This is a genomic window from Streptomyces sp. NPDC091377 (assembly GCF_044757045.1).
In the GTDB taxonomy this organism is placed as follows: Bacteria; Actinomycetota; Actinomycetes; order Streptomycetales; family Streptomycetaceae; genus Streptomyces.
On sequence record NZ_JBIVUE010000002.1, the window covers coordinates 557,598 to 578,291 of the forward strand.

Here is a 20,694-nt window from a genome sequence, read left to right on the forward strand (position 1 = left end):
GGGAAGCGCCCCGGGACCGGACAGCACCCCGAGGCCCCGCAGCGCCCCCGGCCTCCCCGCCGGACGGCCATGTTCGACACCGTCCTCGTCGCCAACCGCGGTGAGATCGCCGTCCGCGTGATCCGTACGCTCCGCGCCCTCGGGATCCGCTCGGTCGCCGTGTTCTCCGACGCCGACGCGGACGCCCGGCATGTGCGGGAGGCGGACACGGCCGTACGGATCGGTCCCGCGCCCGCGGTCGAGAGCTATCTGTCGACCGAGCGGATCCTCGCCGCCGCCGCCCGCACCGGCGCCCAGGCGATCCACCCCGGCTACGGCTTCCTCGCCGAGAACGCCGCCTTCGCGCGGGCCTGCGCCGACGCCGGGCTGGTCTTCATCGGGCCGCCCGCCGACGCCATCTCCCTCATGGGCGACAAGATCCGCGCCAAGGAGACGGTGACGGCGGCCGGGGTGCCGGTGGTGCCCGGCGGCCGGGACCCCGACCTCGCCGGGGCGGCCCGCGCGCTCGGCGCCCCGGTGCTGCTCAAGCCCAGCGCGGGCGGCGGCGGCAAGGGCATGCGTCTGGTCCGCGACCTGGCGGCGCTGGACGACGAGATCGCCGCCGCGCGCCGCGAGGCCGCCGCCTCCTTCGGTGACGACACCCTGCTGGTGGAGCGCTGGATCGACCGGCCCCGGCACATCGAGATCCAGGTACTGGCCGACGCCCACGGCAGCGTCGTCCACCTCGGCGAGCGCGAGTGTTCCCTCCAGCGCCGCCACCAGAAGATCATCGAGGAGGCGCCGAGCGTCCTCCTGGACGAGGCGACCCGCGCGGCGATGGGCGAGGCGGCCGTGCAGGCGGCCCGCTCCTGCGGGTACGTCGGCGCGGGCACGGTGGAGTTCATCGTCCCGGGCGACGACCCGTCGGCGTACTCCTTCATGGAGATGAACACCCGGCTCCAGGTGGAGCACCCGGTCACCGAGCTGATCACCGGCCTCGACCTGGTGGAGTGGCAGGTGCGGGTGGCCGCCGGGGAGCCGCTGCCCTTCGCCCAGGACGACATCACCCTCACCGGGCACGCGGTCGAGGCCCGGATCTGCGCCGAGGACCCGGCCCGCGGCTTCCTGCCGTCCGGCGGCACGGTGCTGCGGCTGCGCGAGCCCGAGGGCGACGGGGTGCGCACCGACTCCGGTCTGAGCGAGGGCACGGAGGTCGGCAGTCTCTACGACCCGATGCTGTCCAAGGTCATCGCGTACGGCCCCGACCGCGCGAGCGCCCTGCGCCGGCTGCGGGCGGCGCTCGCCGCGACGGTGACGCTGGGCGTGCCCACCAACGCCGGGTTCCTGCGCAGGCTGCTGGCCCATCCGGCGGTGGTCGCGGGCGAACTGGACACCGGTCTGGTGGAGCGCGAGGCGGACGCCCTGGTCCCCACCGGCGTACCGGAGGAGGTCTACGAGGCGGCGGCGGCCGTACGGCTGGACGCGCTGCGGCCCGCCGGCGACGGCGCCGGCTGGACGGACCCGTTCTCGGTGCCGAGCGGCTGGCGGCTGGGCGGCACGGCCCGGCCGGTCGTCTTCCCGCTGCGGGTGGGGGGCGAGCCGGTGGAGTACACGCCGCGCGGCGCCCACACGGTCACCGACGACCGGGTCAGCGTCACCCTCGACGGGGTCCGGCACACCTTCGACCGTGCCGGTGAGTGGCTGGGCCGCGACGGCGACGCCTGGCACGTACGGGACCACGACCCGGTCGCGGCGTCCTTGACCGGTGCCGCCCGCTCGGGCGCCGACTCGCTGACCGCGCCGATGCCTGGCACGGTGACGGTGGTGAAGGTCGCCGTCGGGGACCGGGTGGGCGCGGGTCAGAGTCTGCTGGTGGTGGAGGCGATGAAGATGGAGCACGTCATCTCCGCGCCGCACGCGGGGACGGTCACCGAACTGGACGTCACCGCGGGGGCGACGGTCGCCATGGACCAGGTCCTCGCGGTCGTCGCACCGGACGGGACACCCGCCGCCGAAGCGACGTCCACCGCCCCCGGGGACACCTCCGCCGAAGCGACGTCCACCACCCCCCGGGACACCCCCGCCGAAGCAACGTCCACCACCCCCCGGGACACCCCCGCCGAAGCAACGTCCACCACCCCCCGGGACACCTCCGCCGGGTCCGGCGAGCCGCCCGCCGCCGAGGGGGTGTCGGCATGAGCGCGGCGCCCGAGCCCTCCCTGCCCATGGTCGTCCCCGCCCCGGACCTCCCCGCCCGGGTCCGGATCCACGAGGTCGGCCCGCGTGACGGGCTCCAGAACGAGCGGGCCACCGTCCCCACGGAGATCAAGGCGGAGTTCATCCACCGCCTCGCCGACGCCGGGCTGACCACGATCGAGGCCACCAGCTTCGTCCACCCCGCGTGGGTGCCGCAGCTCGCGGACGCCGAGCGGCTCTATCCGATGGTCGGCGACCTGACCGGCGTGGAACTGCCGGTGCTGGTGCCGAACGAGCGGGGCCTGGACCGCGCGCTGGCCCTCGGCGCCCGCCGGGTCGCCGTCTTCGCCAGCGCCACGGAGTCCTTCGCCAGGGCCAACCTCAACCGCTCGGTGGACGAGGCCCTCGGCATGTTCGAGCCGGTGGTGCGGCGGGCCAAGGCGGACCGGGTGTGGGTCCGCGGCTATCTCTCCATGTGCTTCGGCGACCCCTGGGAGGGGCCGGTCCCGATCCATCAGGTGGTCAGGGTCAGCAAGGCCCTGATGGACCTGGGCTGTGACGAGCTGAGCCTCGGCGACACCATCGGTGTGGCCACCCCCGCCCATGTCCAGGCCCTGCTGGCCGAGCTGAACGAGGAGGGCGTGCCGACCTCCGCGATCGGTGTGCACTTCCACGACACCTACGGCCAGGCCCTCGCCAACACCCTGGCCGCCCTCCAGCACGGCGTCACCACCGTGGACGCCTCGGCGGGCGGCCTCGGCGGCTGCCCGTACGCCCGGTCCGCCACCGGCAATCTCGCCACCGAGGACCTGGTGTGGATGCTGCGCGGTCTCGGGGTCGAGACCGGCGTCGACCTCGGCCGGCTCACCGCCACCAGCGTGTGGCTGGCCGAACGGCTGGGCCGTCCCAGCCCGTCCCGCACCGTCAGAGCCCTGTCCCACAAGGACACGGACCAGCAGGAGCAGTGAGGCAGCAGATGAATCACCGTCTCTCCCCCGAACTGGAAGAACTCCGCCGCACGGTGGAGGAGTTCGCGCACGACGTGGTCGCGCCGAAGATAGGCGACCACTACGAGCGGCACGAGTTCCCGTACGAGATCGTCCGCGAGATGGGCCGGATGGGCCTGTTCGGGCTGCCGTTCCCGGAGGAGTACGGCGGGATGGGCGGCGACTACCTCGCGCTGGGCGTGGCGCTGGAGGAACTGGCCCGGGTGGACTCCTCGGTCGCCATCACCCTGGAGGCCGGGGTCTCGCTGGGCGCGATGCCGGTCCACCTCTTCGGCAGCCCCGAGCAGAAGCGGGAGTGGCTGCCCCGGCTATGCTCCGGCGAGATCCTGGGCGCGTTCGGGCTGACCGAGCCGGACGGCGGTTCGGACGCGGGCGCGACCCGCACCACGGCCCGGCTGGACGAGGCGACCGACGAATGGGTGATCAACGGCACCAAGTGCTTCATCACCAACTCCGGTACGGACATCACCGGTCTGGTGACGGTCACCGCGGTCACCGGGCGCAAGCCGGACGGCCGGCCGCTGATCTCCGCCATCATCGTCCCGTCGGGCACCCCCGGCTTCACGGTGGCGGCGCCGTACTCGAAGGTCGGCTGGAACGCCTCGGACACCCGTGAGCTGTCCTTCGCGGACGTCCGGGTGCCCCGGGCCAACCTCCTGGGCGAGCAGGGCCGAGGGTACGCCCAGTTCCTGCGGATCCTGGACGAGGGCCGGATCGCCATCGCGGCGCTCGCGACCGGGCTGGCGCAGGGGTGTGTGGACGAGTCGGTGCGGTACGCGAAGCAGCGGCACGCCTTCGGCCGGGCGATCGGCGAGTACCAGGCCATCCAGTTCAAGATCGCCGACATGGAGGTGCGGGCCCACACCGCCCGCCTCGCCTGGCGGGACGCGGCCTACCGGCTGGTGGCGGGCGAGCCGTTCAAGAAGGAGGCGGCCCTGGCCAAGCTGCACTCCTCCACCATCGCCGTCGACAACGCCCGGGACGCCACCCAGATCCACGGCGGTTACGGCTTCATGAACGAGTACCCGGTCGCCCGGATGTGGCGGGATTCCAAGATCCTGGAGATCGGCGAGGGCACGAGCGAGGTGCAACGCATGCTGATCGCACGGGAGTTGGGGCTGACCGGCTGAGCGAGCGGGGACGGCGGACGCCCTTCGGTCGAGGGACCGGGGGGCGTCCGTGCGGGTCGGCCGGGCCTCCCGGGGCCCTCCTCCCACCGCGGCCTCCCGGCCCCGCCGGCGCCCCTTGGGTCCCCTGGGCCCCTCAGACCCCCTGGACATCAGGTGAGGTTAGGCTAACCTTTCTCCGCGTGGGCTCGTCCGAGGCCCCACCGGAGGCATGCCCGCCATGCCTTCACGTGGGTTCGTCCGAGGTCCCACCAGAGGCATGCCCGCCATGCCTCACAGCCACCCCAGTCGTCACAGCCGCCGTAGCCGCCCCCGTCGTCACAGCCTCCCCCGTCGTCACAGCCACCCCAGCCGCCACAACATCCCCAGTCGCCACAGTCGTCGCAGCCGCCCCCTACCACCCCAGCCGCCGCAGCCGAAGGAGCCGCTCCACCCGTGTCCACCGCCGTCGACAACCCCTTCCGGTTCTTCCCGCTCCACGTCGTACGGAGCCTGCGGCTCGGGCCCTCGCTCGTGCGGGTCACCTTCGGCGGCGAGGAACTCGCCCGGTTCCACTCCGACGGGCGGGACCAGTCGCTGTCGCTGTTCCTGCCGCGACCGGGGCAGAGCGAGCCGCAGGCACGGCTGGACCTCGGGGACGGCTGGTGGCAGGGGTGGCGCGAACTGCCGGACGACGTACAGGCCGTGATGCGGTCGTACACCCTGCGGGCGCTGCGCCGGGACCCCGACGAGATCGACATCGACTTCGTGCTGCACGGCGTCGAGCCGGTCGCCGCCGGCCCCGCCGGTCCCGCCTCGCGCTGGGCCGCGCGGGCCACCGCCGGGGACCGGGTGCTGGTCCTCGGTCCGGCGGTCGCGGACAACCGGGCGATCCGGTTCCGGCCGCCCGCCGACACCGACCTGGTGGTGCTGTGGGGCGACGAGACCGCGTTGCCCGCCGTCGCCGCGATCCTGGAGACGCTGCCCGCCGGGCTCCCGGCCCGGGTGTGGCTGGAGGTGCGCGACCCGGGGGACGTCCAGAGGCTCACGACCCGCGCCGACGCGGAGGTCGAGTGGCTGGTCCAGCGCGGCGGCGAGGGGTCCCCCCTGGCGCTCGACGTCCTGCGCGGGACCCGGCTGCCGTCCGCCGCGCACCCGTACGTCTGGATCGCGGGCGAGTCGGGCTGTGTGAAGCGGCTGCGGCGGCATTTCGTCGGTGAGCGCGGGATCGACAGACGCCGGGTGACCTTCGTGGGGTACTGGCGTCAGGGGCTCTCCGAGGACCAGATGCGGGAGCAGGGCGAGTGAATCGCCCGTACCCGGCGCACACGCGGCGCAGCCGCACCCGCTTCCCGCACTCCGCGTGATCCCCCAACTCCGTTCGGTGTGACGGACGTTACGGCCGGGCCCGGCGTAGATCAAACTAGATTAGGTTAGGCTAACCTAAGTTGAAGTCGGGGTTCCGTTCTGCCCCGGCCCGTCCCCCGCGCCACCCCCGCGAAACCAAGGACCGTCCCACCGGAGGACCCCCACATGCGCTCGCACCTGCTCAATGACACGACCGCGGAGCGGTACCGCCGCTCCGTGACCGAGGGAGTGGAGCGGGTGGCCGCCCGACTCGCCACCACCGGCCGCCCGTTCACCGGCGTCACGGCCGACGCCCTCGCCCCTCGCATCGAGCAGATCGACCTGGACCGACCGCTGCACGACACCACAGCGGTCCTGGACGAACTGGAGGACGTCTACCTCCAGGACGCCGTCTACTTCCACCACCCCCGCTATCTCGCCCACCTCAACTGCCCGGTCGTCATCCCGGCCGTGCTCGGCGAGGCCATCCTGTCCGCCGTCAACTCCTCCCTCGACACCTGGGACCAGTCGGCCGGCGGCACCCTGATCGAGCGCAGACTGATCGACTGGACCGCCGAGCGCATCGGGCTCGGCCCGGCCGCCGACGGGGTCTTCACCTCCGGCGGCAGCCAGTCCAACCTCCAGGCGCTGCTGCTGGCCCGCGAGGAGGCCAAGCCCGGCCAGGAGGAGCGGGCCGACGCGATCCCGTACGCCAAGCTGCGGATCCTCGCCTCCGAGGCGAGCCACTTCAGCGTCAAGAAGTCGGCGAAACTGCTGGGCCTCGGCCCGGACGCGGTCATCTCCATCCCGGTCGACCACGACAAGCGGATGCAGACCGTCGCACTCGCCCGCGAACTGGAGCGCTGCACCGCGGCCGGGCTCGTGCCGATGGCCGTCGTCGCCACCGCGGGCACCACCGACTTCGGCTCCATCGACCCGCTGCCCGAGATCGCCGCGCTGTGCGCCCAGTACGGCACCTGGATGCACGTCGACGCCGCCTACGGCTGCGGGCTGCTCGCCTCACCGCGCCGCCGCGCCCTGCTCACCGGTATCGAGCGGGCCGACTCGGTCACCGTCGACTACCACAAGTCCTTCTTCCAGCCGGTGAGTTCCTCCGCCGTGCTGGTCCGGGACGCGGCCACCCTGCGCCACGCCACCTACCACGCGGAGTACCTCAACCCGCGCCGGATGGTGCAGGAACGTATCCCCAACCAGGTGGACAAGTCCCTCCAGACCACCCGCCGCTTCGACGCGCTCAAGCTGTGGATGACCCTGCGCACCATGGGCGCCGACGGCATAGGCGGCCTCTTCGACGAGGTCTGCGATCTCGCGGCGGAGGGCTGGAAGCTGCTGGCCGCCGACCCGCGCTACGACGTCGTCGTCGAGCCCACCCTGTCCACCCTGGTCTTCCGCTATGTCCCGGCCGCCGTGACCGACCCGGCCGAGATCGACCGCGCCAACCTCTACGCCCGCAAGGCCCTGTTCGCCTCCGGCGAGGCCATCGTCGCGGGCACCAAGGTCGGCGGCCGTCACCATCTGAAGTTCACCCTGCTCAACCCCGAGACCACGACCGGCGACATCGCCGCCGTCCTCGATCTGATCGCCGGCCACGCCGAGCAGTACCTGGGAGACTCCCTTGACCGCGCTTCCTGAGCCCACCCCCACCACCGAGCGGACCTACGACTTCGTGGGCATCGGGCTCGGCCCGTTCAACCTCGGCCTCGCCTGCCTCACCGAGCCCATCGAGGAACTGGACGGCGTCTTCCTGGAGTCCAAGCCGGACTTCGAGTGGCACGCGGGCATGTTCCTGGACGGCGCCCACCTCCAGACCCCGTTCCTGTCCGACCTGGTCACCCTCGCCGACCCGACCAGCCCGTACTCGTTCCTCAGCTACCTGAAGGAACAGGGACGGCTGTACTCCTTCTACATACGTGAGAACTTCTACCCCCTGCGCGTCGAGTACGACGACTACTGCCGCTGGGCCGCCTCCAAACTCCGCGGCATCCGCTTCGGCACGACGGTCACGCAGGTGACGTACGAGAACGACCTGTACGTCGTCCACACGGACCGCGGCGACCGCTTCCACGCCCGCCACCTGGTCCTCGGCACCGGCACCCCGCCCTACCTCCCCGAGGCGTGCGCGGACCTCGGCGGCGACTTCCTGCACAACTCCCGCTACCTCCAGCACAAGGCGGAACTCCAGCGCAAGAAGTCGATCACCCTGGTCGGCAGCGGCCAGTCGGCCGCCGAGATCTACTACGACCTGCTGAGCGAGATCGACGTCCACGGCTACCGCCTGAACTGGGTCACCCGCTCCCCGCGCTTCTTCCCCCTCGAATACACCAAACTTACCCTGGAGATGACCTCCCCGGAGTACGTCGACTACTACCGCGAACTGCCCGAGGCCACCCGCTACCGGCTCACCGCCCAGCAGAAGGGCCTGTTCAAGGGCATCGACGGCGATCTGATCAACGAGATCTTCGACCTGCTCTACCAGAAGAACCTCCGCGGCCCGGTCCCCACCCGGCTGCTCACCAACTCCGCCCTCACCGGCGCGACGTACACCGACGGCACCTACACCCTCGGCTTCCGTCAGGAGGAGCAGGAGAAAGACTTCGAGCTGACCTCGGACGGACTGGTCCTGGCCACCGGCTACAAGTACGTCGAGCCGGAGTTCCTGGCCCCGATCACCGACCGGCTGGTCCGCGACTCCCAGGGCAACTTCGACGTGGCCCGCAACTACACCATCGACACCACGGGCCGCGGCGTCTTCCTCCAGAACGCCGGCGTCCACACCCACAGCATCACCTCGCCCGACCTGGGCATGGGCGCCTACCGCAACAGCTACATCATCCGGGAACTGCTCGGCACCGAGTACTACCCGGTGGAGAAGACCATCGCCTTCCAGGAGTTCGCGGTATGAGCATCGGCACCCTCACCCTGCGCCCCCTCGACCCGCTGGAGGACGCCGGGCTGCTGCACGGCTGGGTCACCCACCCCAAAGCCGCGTTCTGGATGATGCAGGACGCCCGCCTCCAGGACGTGGAACGCGAGTACATGCGCATCGCCGCGCACGAGCACCACCACGCCTCCATCGGACTGCACGACGGCGAACCCGCCTTCCTGATGGAGTGGTACGACCCCCGCCATGTCGAACTGGTCGGGCTGTACGAGCCCGAGCCCGGGGACGTCGGCATGCACTTCCTGGTCGCCCCCACCGACCGGCCGCTGCACGGCTTCACCCGGGCCGTCATCACCGCGGTCATGACCGAACTCTTCGCCGACCCCGCCACCCGGCGGGTCGTCGTGGAGCCCGACGTGGACAACAAGGCGGTGCACGCGCTCAACGCCGCCGTCGGATTCGTCCCCGAGCGGGAGATCGACAAGCCCGAGAAGCGGGCCCTGCTCAGCTTCTGCACGCGCGAACAGTTCCTGGCCGCCCGAGGAGTCGCCGTATGACCCAGTCCGACGCCGTGGCGCATCTGTCCCCCCACCGCTGGGCGCGGGCCGAACGCCTGCTGATCCGCAAAGCCCTCGCCGAGTTCGCCCACGAGCGGCTGATCACCCCGGAGCCGGACCAGGAGGCCGTACGGGGCGAACGCGCAGGCGGCTGGGGAGCGTACGTCGTCCGCGCCGACGACGACCGCACCCGCTACCGCTTCACCGCCACCCGCCGCGCCCTGGACCACTGGCAGATCGACGCCGACTCGATCACCCGGCACGGCCCCGAGGGTGAACTCCCCCTGGCCGCACTGGACTTCTTCATCGAACTGCGGCAGTCCCTGGGCCTGAGCGAGGAGGTTCTGCCGGTCTATCTGGAGGAGATCTCCTCCACCCTCGCCGGCACCTGCTACAAGCTCACCAAAGCGCAGCTCACGGCGGCCGAGCTGGCGGCGGGCTCCTTCCAGGCGATCGAGACCGGGATGACCGAGGGCCATCCCTGCTTCGTCGCCAACAACGGCCGCCTCGGCTTCGGCGTCCACGAGTACCTGTCGTACGCCCCCGAGACCGCGAGCCCGGTCCGCCTGGTCTGGCTGGCCGCCCACCGCTCACGCGCCGCGTTCACCGCCGGCGCCGGCATCGAGTACGAGCCGTTCCTCCGCGACGAACTGGGCGCTAAGACCGTCGACCGCTTCCACGCCACCCTGCGCGCCCAGGACCTGGACCCGGCCGACTACCTCCTCATCCCGGTCCACCCCTGGCAGTGGTGGAACAAGCTCTCCGTCACCTTCGCCGCCGAGGTGGCCCGCCGCCACCTGGTGTGTCTGGGCGAGGGCGACGACGCCTACCTCGCCCAGCAATCCATCCGCACCTTCTTCAACACCACCGCCCCGCACAAGCACTACGTCAAGACGGCCCTGTCCGTCATCAACATGGGCTTCATGCGCGGACTCTCGGCCGCCTACATGGAGGCCACCCCCGCCATCAACGACTGGCTCGCCCAGCTCATCGACAACGACGAGGTCCTCAAGTCCACCGGTCTGTCGATCATCCGCGAGCGCGCGGCCGTCGGCTACCGGCATCTGGAGTACGAGCGCGCCACCGACCGCTATTCCCCCTACCGCAAGATGCTGGCCGCCCTGTGGCGGGAGAGCCCCGTGCCGACCCTCCAGAGCGGCGAGTCCCTCGCCACCATGGCGTCCCTGCTGCACATCGACCACGAGGGCACCTCGATGGCCGCCGCGCTGATCGAACGCTCCGGGCTCCCCGCCCAGGAGTGGCTCCGCGGCTACCTCCGCGCCTACTTCACCCCGCTGCTCCACAGCTTCTACGCCTACGACCTGGTGTTCATGCCGCACGGCGAGAACGTCATCCTGGTCCTCAAGGACGGCGCGGTCGAGCGGGCGATCTACAAGGACATCGCCGAGGAGATCGCCGTCATGGACCCGGACGCGGTCCTGCCCCCGACGGTGGAGCGGCTGCGCGTGGACGTCCCCGAGGAGATGAAACTCCTCTCCGTCTTCACCGACGTCTTCGACTGCTTCTTCCGCTTCCTGGCCGCGAACCTCGCCGCCGAGGGGGTCCTGGCGGAGGACACCTTCTGGCGCACGGTCGCCGAGGTCACCCGCGCCTACCAGGACAGCAGGCCCGAACTGGCCGACAAATTCGCCCAGTACGACATGTTCGCCCCCGAGTTCAGCCTGTCCTGCCTCAACCGCCTCCAGCTCCGCAACAACAAGCAGATGGTCGACCTGGCCGACCCCTCAGCCGCCCTCCAACTGGTGGGCACCCTGAAAAACCCCCTGGCCGAATTCTGACCAACAGACAGGCGCCCCCGCCCCCCCTCCGGGGGCACCTGCCACCCCCGCCCTTCAGGGGCGCGGGGAACTGCGCGACCAGCCACAACCGAGCCCGCAGCACAGTCGAAACACCTGCCACCCCCCACCCTTCAGGGGCGCGAGGAACTGCGCGACCAGCCACAACCGCGCCCCCAGCACAGTCGAAACACCTGCCACCCCCCACCCTTCAGGGGCGCGAGGAACTGCGCGACCAGCCACAACCGGGCCGCACCCACCCCACCACCCCGCCCCACCCCGCCCCACCCCACCCCCCTACGCCGAAGGCCAAGGCACTCCCGCGGCCCGATGGAACCCGATCCCCAACACCCCCCACCGCTCAGCCTGCGCAGCCAACCGCTCGCGATACCCCTCCCAGCCCCGGTCCCCCGGCGCCGACCAGCCCACCTCGGCCACCCCCGGCAGCCGGGGGAACGCCATGTACTCGATGTGCCCGCTGTCCTCCAGCGTCTCCGACCACAGCGGCGCCTCCACCCCCCGCACCGCGGAGTCCGGCGCCCCCGGCAGATAGCCCGCGGGATCCCAGTCGTAGGACCGCCTCACATCCACGTACCCGGCCCAGTTCAGCCCGAGCGGGGTGGAGGCGTCGTACTTCATGTCGAGATAGACCCGGTCGGCCGGGGACAGGATCAGCCCCGTACCGTTCCGGGCCGCCGCCGCGACCTGCTCCTTCTCGGCGGCATCGGTACCGTCCAGCCCCCAGTACTGCACGAGCGCGCCCTCGGCCGGGGTGGCGCCGGTGAGCTGGTGCCAGCCGATGACCTGCTTGCCGTACTCGGCCACGACCGGCTGGACCCGGTCCATGAACCGGACGTAGTCCTCGTGGCTGGTGGAGTGCGCCTCGTCCCCGCCGATGTGCAGATAGCGGCCGGGCGTCAGCGCGGCGATCTCGCGGACGACGTCCTCCACGAAGTCGTACGTGATCTCCTTCGGTACGCACAGCGAGCTGAAGCCGACCTCGGTACCGGTGTACAGCGGCGGGGCCACCCCGTCGCAGTTGAGTTCGGCGTACGAGGCGAGCGCCGCGTTGGTGTGCCCCGGCAGGTCGATCTCGGGGACGACCTCCAGATGCCGGGAGGCGGCGTAGCGGACGATCTCCCTGTAGTCGTCCTTGGTGTAGTGGCCGCCGGGACCGCCGCCGACCTCGGTGGAACCGCCGTAGGTGGCCAGCCGCGGCCAGGAGTCGATGGCGATCCGCCAGCCCTGGTCGTCGCTGAGGTGCAGATGCAGCTTGTTGAGCTTGTACAGGGCGAGCTGGTCGATGTACCGCTTGACCTCGGCGACGGAGAAGAAGTGCCGGGAGACATCGAGCATAGCGCCGCGCCAGGCGTAGCGCGGGCTGTCCTCGACGGTGCCGCCGGGCACGGTCCAGGGGCCGGACTGCACGGTGTCGTGCTCGACGGCGGCGGGCAGCAACTGGCGCAGGGTCTGCACACCGTGGAAGAGGCCGGCCGGGCGCCCGGCGGTGATGGTGATCCCGTCACGTCCGCTGTCGAGGCGGTAGCCCTCCTCCCCGTACGGTCCCTTCGCGAGCCGCAGCCGGATGCCGCCGGTGCCCCGGGCGGTGACGGGGAGGCGGTAGCCGGTGGAGGGGCGTAGCAGTCCGGCGAGGTACTCGCCGACCTGGCGGGCCTCACGCGACTCACCGACGTGGATGCGGGTGCGGTCGGTGATGCGGTACGGGGTGCCGCCCGGGGTGACCGAGGAGGGCGCCGGGATGATCCGGTCGAGCGGGGAGGTGGTGTCGGTGGCCCCGGGTCGCGGGGCCGTCGCGCCGGTGAGCGAGGCGCCCAGCGCGGTGGCGAGGAGCAGGGATCCCAGGAGGCGGAGGGTACTGCGGTGCGGTCTCACGGGCCGGTCCCTTCCTTGGTGTCCGACGGTGGTACCCGGCGGTGGTACCCGACAGTGGTACCCGACAGGCGGCCCGGCTCAGGTGTGCCGGCCGGGGTGTGCCACCAGATGTCATGCCCAGCAGACGCGGGCTCTACGGGTGTGGACCACGCCGTCGTGGGTCCGGTGGAACAATCCCTCCCATGGCGGAAATCATCCAGAAGGACGGCACCTGGGAGTTCGACGGCGACGCGCTGCGCCTGACCCCCGGACGGGACAAGTCCGTCAGCCTGCTCCGCAGGACGCTGGGCGAACTCGTCGTCCCGCTGGGCTCGTTGGCGGGTGTCTCCTTCGAGCAGGGGCGCAAGGCGGGCCGGGTGCGGCTGCGGTTGCGCGACGGCGCGGACCCGATGCTGCTCGCCACCGGCGGCCGGCTGAGCGAGTCACACGATCCATATCAGCTGGCGGTGGAGTCGGACCGGTACGGGGTCGCGGAGTACTTCGTGGCCGAGGTCCGCAACGCGCTGCTGCTCGACCAGGTGCCGGGTGATCCGGTGGACACGTATCTGCTGCCGGGCCCCTCGGTGCCGCTGTCGTTCTCGGCGGGCGACGGCACCGCGAGCTTCGACGGCGAGCAGGTGCGGATCGAGTGGAACTGGAAGACGGAGGAGGCCAAGTCGGCGGGCGGCCCGCGGACCATCCCCCTCGCGGAGATCACCGGGGTGGAATGGCATCCGGCGGTGGGCCTGGAGAACGGCTACCTCCGCTTCACCGTGCGCAACGCCCCGACGAAGACACCGCCGCGCTACGACCCGAACTGCGTCGACCTCTGGGGCTTCAAGCGGGACCCCCTGATGGCGCTGGTCGCGGCGGCGGTCCAGGCCCGTATCCCGCACCCGGCGGCGGGCGCGGGCACCCTCGCCCCGGCGGTCGAGCCGGCCGACCCCCCGCCCCCGCTCCCCGCCCCGGCGGCCCCGTCCGCCCCCGCAGCGGAGGACGATCACGACGCCCTGCTCCGCCGGCTGCGTGAGCTGGGCGAACTGCATCGCTCGGGGGTGCTGACGGACGAGGAGTTCACCCTGGCCAAGCAGGCGGTCCTTAAGCGGATGTAGAGGGCAAGCGGGCCCTCCCCGAGCAGCGGGTAACGCGCTCGGGGCAAGATCGTCACCCTTTCGCACCCCGATCGCACCCCGATCGCACCCCGTTCGCACCCCTTTCGTACCTCTTTCGCACCCCATTCACCCTCCTTTCGCCTCACCCCTGCCCGAAATCGGGCAGAATTCTTGCGAAAGCCCTCCTCACTCCTCCAGGATCAGCCGGGTGCACGACGAACTCGTAGATCATCTGACGCGCTCCACCCCCCTCAGCCGGGGCGAGGCACTGCGGGTGATCCAGGACGTGCTCGCCTACTTCGACGAGACGACCGAGGAATACGTCCGTCGCCGCCACCGCGAGCTACAGGCCCAGGGCCTGGTGAACGCGACGATCTTCGAACGGATCGAGGCGGACCTCACATACCGGGCGGTCGCACCCCCGGAGCTGTCGCTCCGCCAACTGCGCCGCATCGTCTACGGCTAGGAACAGTCCCATATGTGCGGAATCGTTGGATACATCGGAAGGCGCGATGTCGCCCCGCTGCTCCTGGAGGGCCTTCAGCGTCTGGAGTACCGCGGCTACGACTCGGCGGGCATAGCCGTCACCTCCCCCAAGGCCACCGGGCTGAGGACCGTCAAGGCCAAGGGCCGGGTCCGTGACCTGGAGGCCAAGGTGCCGGCCCGTTTCAAGGGCACCACGGGCATCGCCCACACCCGCTGGGCCACCCACGGCGCCCCCTCCGACGCCAACGCCCACCCGCACCTGGACGCCGAGGGCAAGGTCGCCGTCGTCCATAACGGGATCATCGACAACGCCGCCGATCTGCGCCGCAAGCTGGAGGCGGACGGGGTCACCTTCCTCTCCGAGACCGACACCGAGGTCCTGGTCCACCTCGTCGCCCGCTCCCCGGCCGAGAAACTGGAGGACAAGGTCCGCCAGGCGCTGCGGCTGATCGAGGGCACCTACGGCATCGCCGTGCTGCACGCCGACTTCCCCGACCGGATCGTGGTGGCCCGCAACGGCTCCCCGGTCGTTCTCGGCATCGGCGAGAAGGAGATGTTCGTCGCCTCCGACATCGCCGCGCTGGTCACCCACACCCGGCAGATAGTGACCCTGGACGACGGCGAGATGGCCACCCTCACGGCCGACGACTTCCGCACCTACACCACGGAGGGCACCCGCACCACGTCGGAGCCCACCACCGTCGAGTGGGAGGCCGCCTCCTACGACATGGGCGGCCACGACACCTACATGCACAAGGAGATCCACGAGCAGGCGGAGGCCGTGGACCGGGTGCTGCGCGGCCGGATCGACGACCGGTTCTCCACCGTCCACCTCGGTGGCCTCAACCTGGACGCCCGCGAGGCCCGCGCCGTGCGCCGGGTGAAGATCCTCGGCTGCGGCACCTCGTACCACGCCGGAATGATCGGCGCCCAGATGATCGAGGAGCTGGCCCGGATCCCCGCGGACGCCGAGCCCGCCTCGGAGTTCCGCTACCGCAACGCCGTCGTGGACCCCGACACCCTGTACATCGCGGTCTCCCAGTCCGGTGAGACGTACGACGTGCTGGCCGCGGTCCAGGAGTTGAAGCGCAAGGGGGGCAAGGTCCTGGGCGTGGTCAACGTGGTCGGTTCGGCCATCGCGCGGGAGGCGGACGGCGGGATCTACGTCCACGCGGGCCCGGAGGTCTGCGTGGTCTCCACCAAGTGCTTCACCAACACCACGGTCGCCTTCGCGCTGCTCGCCCTGCATCTGGGCCGGGTCCGTGACCTCTCGGTGCGCGACGGCAAGCGGATCATCGAGGGGCTGCGGCGGCTGCCTGCCCAGATCGCCTCGATCATGACCCAGGAGGCGGAGATCGAGCGGCTGGCCAAGAGCTACGCGGACGCCCGCTCGATGCTCTTCATCGGCCGGGTGCGCGGCTATCCGGTGGCCCGGGAGGCGTCCCTGAAGCTCAAGGAGGTCTCCTACATCCACGCCGAGGCGTATCCCGCCTCGGAACTGAAGCACGGTCCGCTGGCCCTGATCGAGCCGGCCCTGCCCACGGTGGCGATCGTCCCGGACGACGACCTCCTGGAGAAGAACCGCGCCGCGATGGAGGAGATCAAGGCCCGCTCCGGCAAGATCCTCGCGGTGGCCCACCAGCCCCAGGAGAAGGCCGACCAGACCGTCCTGGTCCCCAAGAACGAGCCCGAACTCGACCCCATCCTCATGGGCATCCCCCTCCAACTCCTCGCCTACCACACCGCCCTGGCCCTGGGCCGGGACATCGACAAGCCGAGGAACCTGGCCAAGTCGGTCACGGTGGAGTAGCCCCGCTCTCCAGGGGCGCGAGGACGAACCCCCGCGTGCTGCCACCAGGCACGGGGGGTCCGTCATACACACCGGGGCGCGGAAGCCCACCCCGGCCGGCGCGGCCGGCCGGATGCCGTCACACCCCGGCCGCCGCACGTCGCGGTGACCGTTGTATGCCCTTCACAAGAACACAAACACTCGTACGCGTGAGTAGATTCCGGTGAACCCGCCGGTAGGGAAGGCGAGTTGCCGAAGGGGGGCGCGGGCCGCGAGGGCGGCGGGCGGACGGGGTGACGAGGCGACGGTGCGGCGGAGGGACGGAGCGGACCGGGCAGGACGGGGCGGACGGCTCACGGGATGACGACGACGGGCCGCCTGGCCCGCGGACGCCTCACGGGATGACGACGACGGGCCGCCTGGCCCGCTTGGCGAGCCGTCCCGCGACCGAGCCGAAGATGCGCCCCACGATGCCGTGGGTGGAGCCGACGACGATGGCGTCCGCCTCGTACTCCCGCCCGACCTCTTCGAGTTCGTGACAGATGTCGCCGCCCCGCTCGACCAGGATCCAGGGCACCTCGGCGAGGTAGTCCGCACAGGCCAGTTCGAGGCCCAGCACCTCGGTGCGATGGTCCGGCACGTCCACGAAGACGGGCGGCTCACAGCCGGCCCAGACCGTGGTGGGCAGCCGGTTGGCGACATGCACGATGATCAGGCCCGAGTGGGAACGGCAGGCCATGCCGATGGCGTACGCGAGGGCACGCTCGCTGGAGGTGGAGCCGTCGAAGCCGACGACGACGCCGTGCTTGAAAGCGGGGTCACACGCATGACGTGGTTCTTCCGCCGCCTGGGGCTCGGCCGCCGTGGGGTCGGCGACCGGCCGCTTGCGGTCCGCGGGTTCGGAGAATTCGTGACCGGCCATGGCTGTCTCGGCGTTGTGATCCTTCGTAGGAGGGACGACAGGGTCGTCCGAGCTGTGTCCGGGAATCATCTTCCCAACCCCATACCCCCAAGGGTACGGCGGCACGCCTCCTTCGCCCAGATCCCGCACGGCTGCCCGGCGGGTTCCCCGGAGCATGCACGAGGTCCCGCCCGTCACGCAATGGTTGCTGCCCCGTACAGGCGGTTTGCACAGGATTCGCTGACGCGGGAGGGTGATCCGCCACCTGGTCGCTGACAGTGACCGAGCAGGAGGGCGGACGTTGAAGTGCGTGAACCACTCCACAGGGAGCACGCCATGTCCGCACCCCGCACCGCCCCCGAGGAGCTGCGCCGGGCCCCGACCGCGGCGGCCCCCGCGCCCGGCGGGCCCACCTCGGCCCGGCCGGAGGGCGCGCCACCGGCCCCGGACGCGGCGGACCCGGCACCGGACCCGGCACCGGACCTGGCAGTGGACCCGGCGGCGGACCCTGTGACGGACCCGGCGGCGGACCCGGCCGGGGATGTGGTCCGGTGGGCGGTCTTCAGCTGCGTACTCGTCCCCCTGGTCCTGCTCTGGTACGGCACCTCGCTGGCCGGAACGGCGGGCACGGCGCTCGGTCTGGCCGCCGTCACGGCGGTGTGCCGGCTGCTGCTGCGCCGGGCGGAGCGGGGGGTGACGGCGGAGCGTGGCGCGGCCGAGAAGTATGGATCATGGGACGCCGGGCAGGCGGACGGTGCCGCGGGCGGTCCGACGGGCCGGACGGGGCCGCCGGGCCGGGAGGGCGATAGGCCCGGCGGGACACGGGCGGGCGGCGGCGTGCAATACCCGTCCGACTGACCGGTTTCAGCGCACCGGGCCGTATCTTTTCAGCCAACTTCTGGTTGCCGCACATCCACTGGTCTTCCTCCCCCCTACCCCCCGTTCGACCTGCACGGAAAGGGCCCCGGGTCACTTCCGCACCCTATGCGGATTGGCCACCGCGACAAGGCGTACTTCCCTGCACGCTCCGCGAGTGCAACGCTTCGTGATCGAATGCTTTACGCCAAGTTGCCAAGTCGACAATCCGCAGGGGTGGCGATCCGGTCACACCGGCGGGGCGAAACCCAGTAGATTCGATCTTGAATGTCGTATGGCGGGGGACTCGTGCTGGACCGAGGGGAAACGTGCAGGAGCGACACAACCGAGGAGCCGCGACCACCGAGGGGGGCTTAGCAGTATGAGCCACGACTCCACTGCCGCGCCGGAAGCCGCGACCCGGAAGCTGTCCGGGCGACGGCGCAAGGAGATCGTCGCGGTGCTGCTGTTCAGCGGCGGCCCCATCTTCGAGAGTTCCATACCGCTGTCGGTGTTCGGGATCGACCGCCAGGACGCCGGCGTACCGCGCTACCGACTGTTGGTGTGCGGCGGTGAGGACGGCCCCCTGCGGACCACAGGGGGCCTGGAGCTGAGTGCGCCGCATGGCCTGGAAGCGATCTCGCGAGCGGGCACGGTCGTCGTGCCGGCCTGGCGGTCGATCACTTCACCGCCACCGGAGGAGGCGCTCGACGCACTGCGCCGGGCCCATGAGGAAGGCGCCAGGATCGTCGGGCTGTGCACCGGCGCCTTCGTCCTCGCGGCGGCGGGCCTGCTGGACGGCCGCCCGGCGACCACCCACTGGATGTACGCGCCGACGCTGGCCAAGCGCTATCCGTCGGTCCACGTGGATCCACGGGAACTCTTCGTGGACGACGGGGACGTCCTGACATCGGCGGGCACCGCCGCCGGAATCGATCTGTGTCTGCACATCGTGCGCACGGATCACGGGAACGAGGCCGCCGGGGCACTGGCCCGCAGACTGGTGGTCCCACCGCGTCGGAGCGGAGGCCAGGAGCGCTACCTGGACCGCTCTTTACCCGAGGAGATCGGCGCCGACCCGCTGGCCGAGGTCGTCGCCTGGGCGCTGGAACACCTCCACGAGCAGTTCGACGTGGAGACCCTGGCGGCTCGCGCGTACATGAGCCGCCGTACGTTCGACCGCCGGTTCCGGTCGCTGACCGGGAGCGCGCCGCTCCAGTGGCTGATCACCCAGCGGGTGCTCCAGGCACAGCGGCTGCTGGAGACGTCGGACTACTCGGTGGACGAGGTGGCGGGCCGCTGCGGCTTCCGCTCCCCGGTGGCCCTGCGCGGCCATTTCCGCCGCCAGCTCGGCTCCTCCCCGGCCGCCTACCGCGCGGCGTACCGCGCCCGCAGACCGCAGCCGGACAAGGTGATCGACCCGGACCAGGGCGTACCCTCGCCCCACTCCCCGTCCCACCTCCCACCGCCCCACCATCTCCACCCCGACCCGCCGGTCCCGCTCCAGACCCGCCGCACCCCCGCGGGGAGCGCGATGGGCGCGGGCGCACCACTGGCGAGCCTGCCGGGCCAGCGCAGTGGTTCATGAGGCCGTCTCTGAGGACGACCCTGAGGACGACCGGGTGAGCTGACCGGGACGACCTGATCGACGCCGTGGGCGCGGAAGGACCACCTTCCGCGCCCACGGCGCTTTCGGCCCACCCGACAGGAACGAGCCGGACCACGACGCAGGACCACGACGCCGGACCACGGCACGGGGCCACGACACGGGGCCGCGACGCCGGGCCGCGACGCCGGACCCCCCGCGGGGACCGCATCCGTGGACGTCGGCCGTAGGGTGGTCGCATGAACGATCGCATGGTGTGGATCGACTGCGAGATGACCGGCCTCTCGCTGTCCGACGACGCGCTCATCGAGGTTGCCGCCCTCGTCACCGACTCCGAGCTGAACGTGCTCGGGGAGGGCGTGGACATCGTCATCCGTCCACCGGACACCGCCCTGGAGACGATGCCGGAGGTGGTACGGGAGATGCACACCGCGTCCGGTCTGCTCGCCGAGCTTCCCGAGGGCACGACGCTCGCGGACGCCGAGGAGCGGGTCATGGCGTACATCCGCGAACATGTGAAGGAGCCCGGCAAGGCTCCGCTGTGCGGCAACTCCGTCGGCACGGACCGCGGCTTCCTGCTGCGGGACATGCCGGCCCTGGAGAGCTACCTCCACTACCGCATCGTGGACGTCTCCAGCGTCAAGGAACTGGCCCGCCGCTGGTACCCGAGGGCGTACTTCAACAGCCCCGAGAAGAACGGCAACCATCGCGCGCTGGCGGACATCAGGGAGTCGATCGCCGAGCTGCGCTACTACCGCGAGGCGATCTTCGTACCCCAGCCGGGGCCCGACTCCGACACCGCGAGATCCATCGCCGCGAAGCACGTCCTGCCTGCGCAGTAGCCGGGTCCGGGGCCACCGGGAAGACCCCGGGACGCCCCCGGAAAAGCCGGGCGCGAGCACCCCTTCGGACCCTGTACACTTTTTCTCAGCCGGTCGGGGAGACAGCAGTTTCGACCGCCGGTCATGGTGGGTGTAGCTCAGTTGGTAGAGCACCTGGTTGTGGTCCAGGTGGCCGCGGGTTCAAGTCCCGTCACTCACCCTCACCACCAAGGGCCGTCCCGATCGACCGGGACGGCCCTTGGTCTTTCCCCTCCCTGCGGACCGCACCCCTTCGGCGGCCACCCACAGGTCAGGACAGCATCGACGCGGGCGGCCCGCCCCACTGTCACGCCCCCTCCAAC

The 20,694-nt window shown here is 71.3% G+C and carries 16 protein-coding genes and 1 tRNA gene; 15 read left to right on the top strand and 2 right to left on the bottom strand.

Annotated elements, in window-relative coordinates; translation table 11 throughout:
- The first annotated feature begins 69 nt into the window (after window positions 1–69).
- From ACIQNG_RS06500 to ACIQNG_RS06535, 8 genes are all read left to right on the top strand, one after another.
- Entirely contained in the window at window positions 70–2,178 is a 2,109-nt protein-coding gene (locus ACIQNG_RS06500; protein WP_401482875.1) for a biotin carboxylase N-terminal domain-containing protein, read from the top strand.
- Window positions 2,175–3,143, top strand: coding sequence for a hydroxymethylglutaryl-CoA lyase (locus ACIQNG_RS06505; protein WP_401433217.1), 969 nt, complete (start codon window positions 2,175–2,177; stop codon window positions 3,141–3,143). The genes ACIQNG_RS06500 and ACIQNG_RS06505 overlap by 4 nt, the downstream gene beginning before the upstream one ends.
- 8 nt (window positions 3,144–3,151) lie before the next feature.
- Entirely contained in the window at window positions 3,152–4,312 is a 1,161-nt protein-coding gene (locus ACIQNG_RS06510) for an acyl-CoA dehydrogenase family protein (RefSeq protein WP_401433219.1), read from the top strand.
- A 432-nt stretch (window positions 4,313–4,744) separates the two neighbouring features.
- Complete coding sequence (locus ACIQNG_RS06515; protein WP_401482876.1) at window positions 4,745–5,596, top strand: siderophore-interacting protein; 852 nt, start codon at window positions 4,745–4,747, stop codon at window positions 5,594–5,596.
- Between the two features lie 225 nt (window positions 5,597–5,821).
- Window positions 5,822–7,288 carry a lysine decarboxylase DesA gene (gene desA, locus ACIQNG_RS06520; RefSeq protein ID WP_401482877.1) on the top strand — a complete coding sequence of 489 codons (1,467 nt, stop codon included), beginning with the start codon at window positions 5,822–5,824 and terminating at the stop codon, window positions 7,286–7,288.
- Window positions 7,272–8,558, top strand: a complete 1,287-nt coding sequence (locus ACIQNG_RS06525) for a lysine N(6)-hydroxylase/L-ornithine N(5)-oxygenase family protein (protein ID WP_401433226.1) — start codon at window positions 7,272–7,274, stop codon at window positions 8,556–8,558. The genes desA and ACIQNG_RS06525 overlap by 17 nt, the downstream gene beginning before the upstream one ends.
- Window positions 8,555–9,094, top strand: a complete 540-nt coding sequence (locus ACIQNG_RS06530; RefSeq protein WP_401482878.1) for a GNAT family N-acetyltransferase — start codon at window positions 8,555–8,557, stop codon at window positions 9,092–9,094. Before ACIQNG_RS06525 ends, ACIQNG_RS06530 begins: the two co-directional genes overlap by 4 nt.
- Window positions 9,091–10,893, top strand: coding sequence for an IucA/IucC family protein (locus ACIQNG_RS06535; RefSeq protein WP_401482879.1), 1,803 nt, complete (start codon window positions 9,091–9,093; stop codon window positions 10,891–10,893). Before ACIQNG_RS06530 ends, ACIQNG_RS06535 begins: the two co-directional genes overlap by 4 nt.
- 294 nt (window positions 10,894–11,187) lie before the next feature.
- On the opposite strand, the gene ACIQNG_RS06540 is transcribed toward ACIQNG_RS06535, so the two are convergent.
- A complete protein-coding gene (locus tag ACIQNG_RS06540) occupies window positions 11,188–12,783 on the bottom strand; it encodes a beta-N-acetylhexosaminidase (protein WP_401482880.1) in 1,596 nt (531 codons plus the stop codon).
- Window positions 12,784–12,965: 182 nt separating this feature from the next.
- Here ACIQNG_RS06540 and ACIQNG_RS06545 point away from each other — a divergent pair, with 182 nt between their 5' ends.
- The 3 genes from ACIQNG_RS06545 to glmS all read left to right on the top strand — a co-directional run bounded on the left by ACIQNG_RS06545 (window position 12,966) and on the right by glmS (window position 16,170).
- Window positions 12,966–13,874: a DUF4429 domain-containing protein gene (locus ACIQNG_RS06545; RefSeq protein WP_401482881.1), complete on the top strand. Its 909-nt coding sequence runs from the start codon at window positions 12,966–12,968 to the stop codon at window positions 13,872–13,874.
- A 208-nt stretch (window positions 13,875–14,082) separates the two neighbouring features.
- Window positions 14,083–14,340: a hypothetical protein gene (locus ACIQNG_RS06550; RefSeq protein ID WP_401433238.1), complete on the top strand. Its 258-nt coding sequence runs from the start codon at window positions 14,083–14,085 to the stop codon at window positions 14,338–14,340.
- A 12-nt stretch (window positions 14,341–14,352) separates the two neighbouring features.
- On the top strand, window positions 14,353–16,170 hold the full coding sequence (glmS, locus tag ACIQNG_RS06555) for a glutamine--fructose-6-phosphate transaminase (isomerizing) (protein WP_401482882.1): 1,818 nt from the start codon (window positions 14,353–14,355) through the stop codon (window positions 16,168–16,170).
- A gap of 373 nt (window positions 16,171–16,543) precedes the next feature.
- Here the strand turns inward: glmS and ACIQNG_RS06560 are convergent, their stop codons facing one another.
- The gene (locus ACIQNG_RS06560; protein WP_401433243.1) at window positions 16,544–17,071 is read right to left on the bottom strand and encodes a universal stress protein; all 528 of its coding nucleotides are present in this window, start codon (window positions 17,069–17,071) and stop codon (window positions 16,544–16,546) included.
- Between the two features lie 315 nt (window positions 17,072–17,386).
- On the opposite strand from ACIQNG_RS06560, the gene ACIQNG_RS06565 reads away from it, so the two are divergent.
- The 4 genes from ACIQNG_RS06565 (at window position 17,387) to ACIQNG_RS06580 (ending at window position 20,552) form a co-directional block, all read left to right on the top strand.
- Entirely contained in the window at window positions 17,387–17,908 is a 522-nt protein-coding gene (locus ACIQNG_RS06565; protein WP_401482883.1) for a hypothetical protein, read from the top strand.
- 379 nt (window positions 17,909–18,287) lie between these two features.
- Window positions 18,288–19,493: a helix-turn-helix domain-containing protein gene (locus ACIQNG_RS06570; protein ID WP_401433249.1), complete on the top strand. Its 1,206-nt coding sequence runs from the start codon at window positions 18,288–18,290 to the stop codon at window positions 19,491–19,493.
- Window positions 19,494–19,750: 257 nt separating this feature from the next.
- Window positions 19,751–20,353 carry an oligoribonuclease gene (gene orn, locus ACIQNG_RS06575; protein ID WP_401433252.1) on the top strand — a complete coding sequence of 201 codons (603 nt, stop codon included), beginning with the start codon at window positions 19,751–19,753 and terminating at the stop codon, window positions 20,351–20,353.
- A gap of 126 nt (window positions 20,354–20,479) precedes the next feature.
- Window positions 20,480–20,552, top strand: a tRNA-His gene (locus ACIQNG_RS06580).
- The last annotated feature ends 142 nt before the right edge of the window (window positions 20,553–20,694 follow it).

Bases quoted from the DNA above. Each gene is read 5' to 3' on its own strand.
- ACIQNG_RS06530 (WP_401482878.1), top strand. From the start codon at position 8,555: ATGAGCATCGGCACCCTCACCCTGCGCCCCCTCGACCCGCTGGAGGAC.
- ACIQNG_RS06535 (WP_401482879.1), top strand. From the start codon at position 9,091: ATGACCCAGTCCGACGCCGTGGCGCATCTGTCCCCCCACCGCTGGGCG.
- glmS (WP_401482882.1), top strand. From the start codon at position 14,353: ATGTGCGGAATCGTTGGATACATCGGAAGGCGCGATGTCGCCCCGCTG.
- ACIQNG_RS06505 (WP_401433217.1), top strand. From the start codon at position 2,175: ATGAGCGCGGCGCCCGAGCCCTCCCTGCCCATGGTCGTCCCCGCCCCG.
- orn (WP_401433252.1), top strand. From the start codon at position 19,751: ATGAACGATCGCATGGTGTGGATCGACTGCGAGATGACCGGCCTCTCG.
- ACIQNG_RS06570 (WP_401433249.1), top strand. From the start codon at position 18,288: ATGAGCCACGACTCCACTGCCGCGCCGGAAGCCGCGACCCGGAAGCTG.
- ACIQNG_RS06510 (WP_401433219.1), top strand. From the start codon at position 3,152: ATGAATCACCGTCTCTCCCCCGAACTGGAAGAACTCCGCCGCACGGTG.
- ACIQNG_RS06500 (WP_401482875.1), top strand. From the start codon at position 70: ATGTTCGACACCGTCCTCGTCGCCAACCGCGGTGAGATCGCCGTCCGC.
- desA (WP_401482877.1), top strand. From the start codon at position 5,822: ATGCGCTCGCACCTGCTCAATGACACGACCGCGGAGCGGTACCGCCGC.
- ACIQNG_RS06565 (WP_401482883.1), top strand. From the start codon at position 17,387: ATGTCCGCACCCCGCACCGCCCCCGAGGAGCTGCGCCGGGCCCCGACC.
- ACIQNG_RS06545 (WP_401482881.1), top strand. From the start codon at position 12,966: ATGGCGGAAATCATCCAGAAGGACGGCACCTGGGAGTTCGACGGCGAC.
- ACIQNG_RS06560 (WP_401433243.1), bottom strand. From the start codon at position 17,071: ATGGCCGGTCACGAATTCTCCGAACCCGCGGACCGCAAGCGGCCGGTC.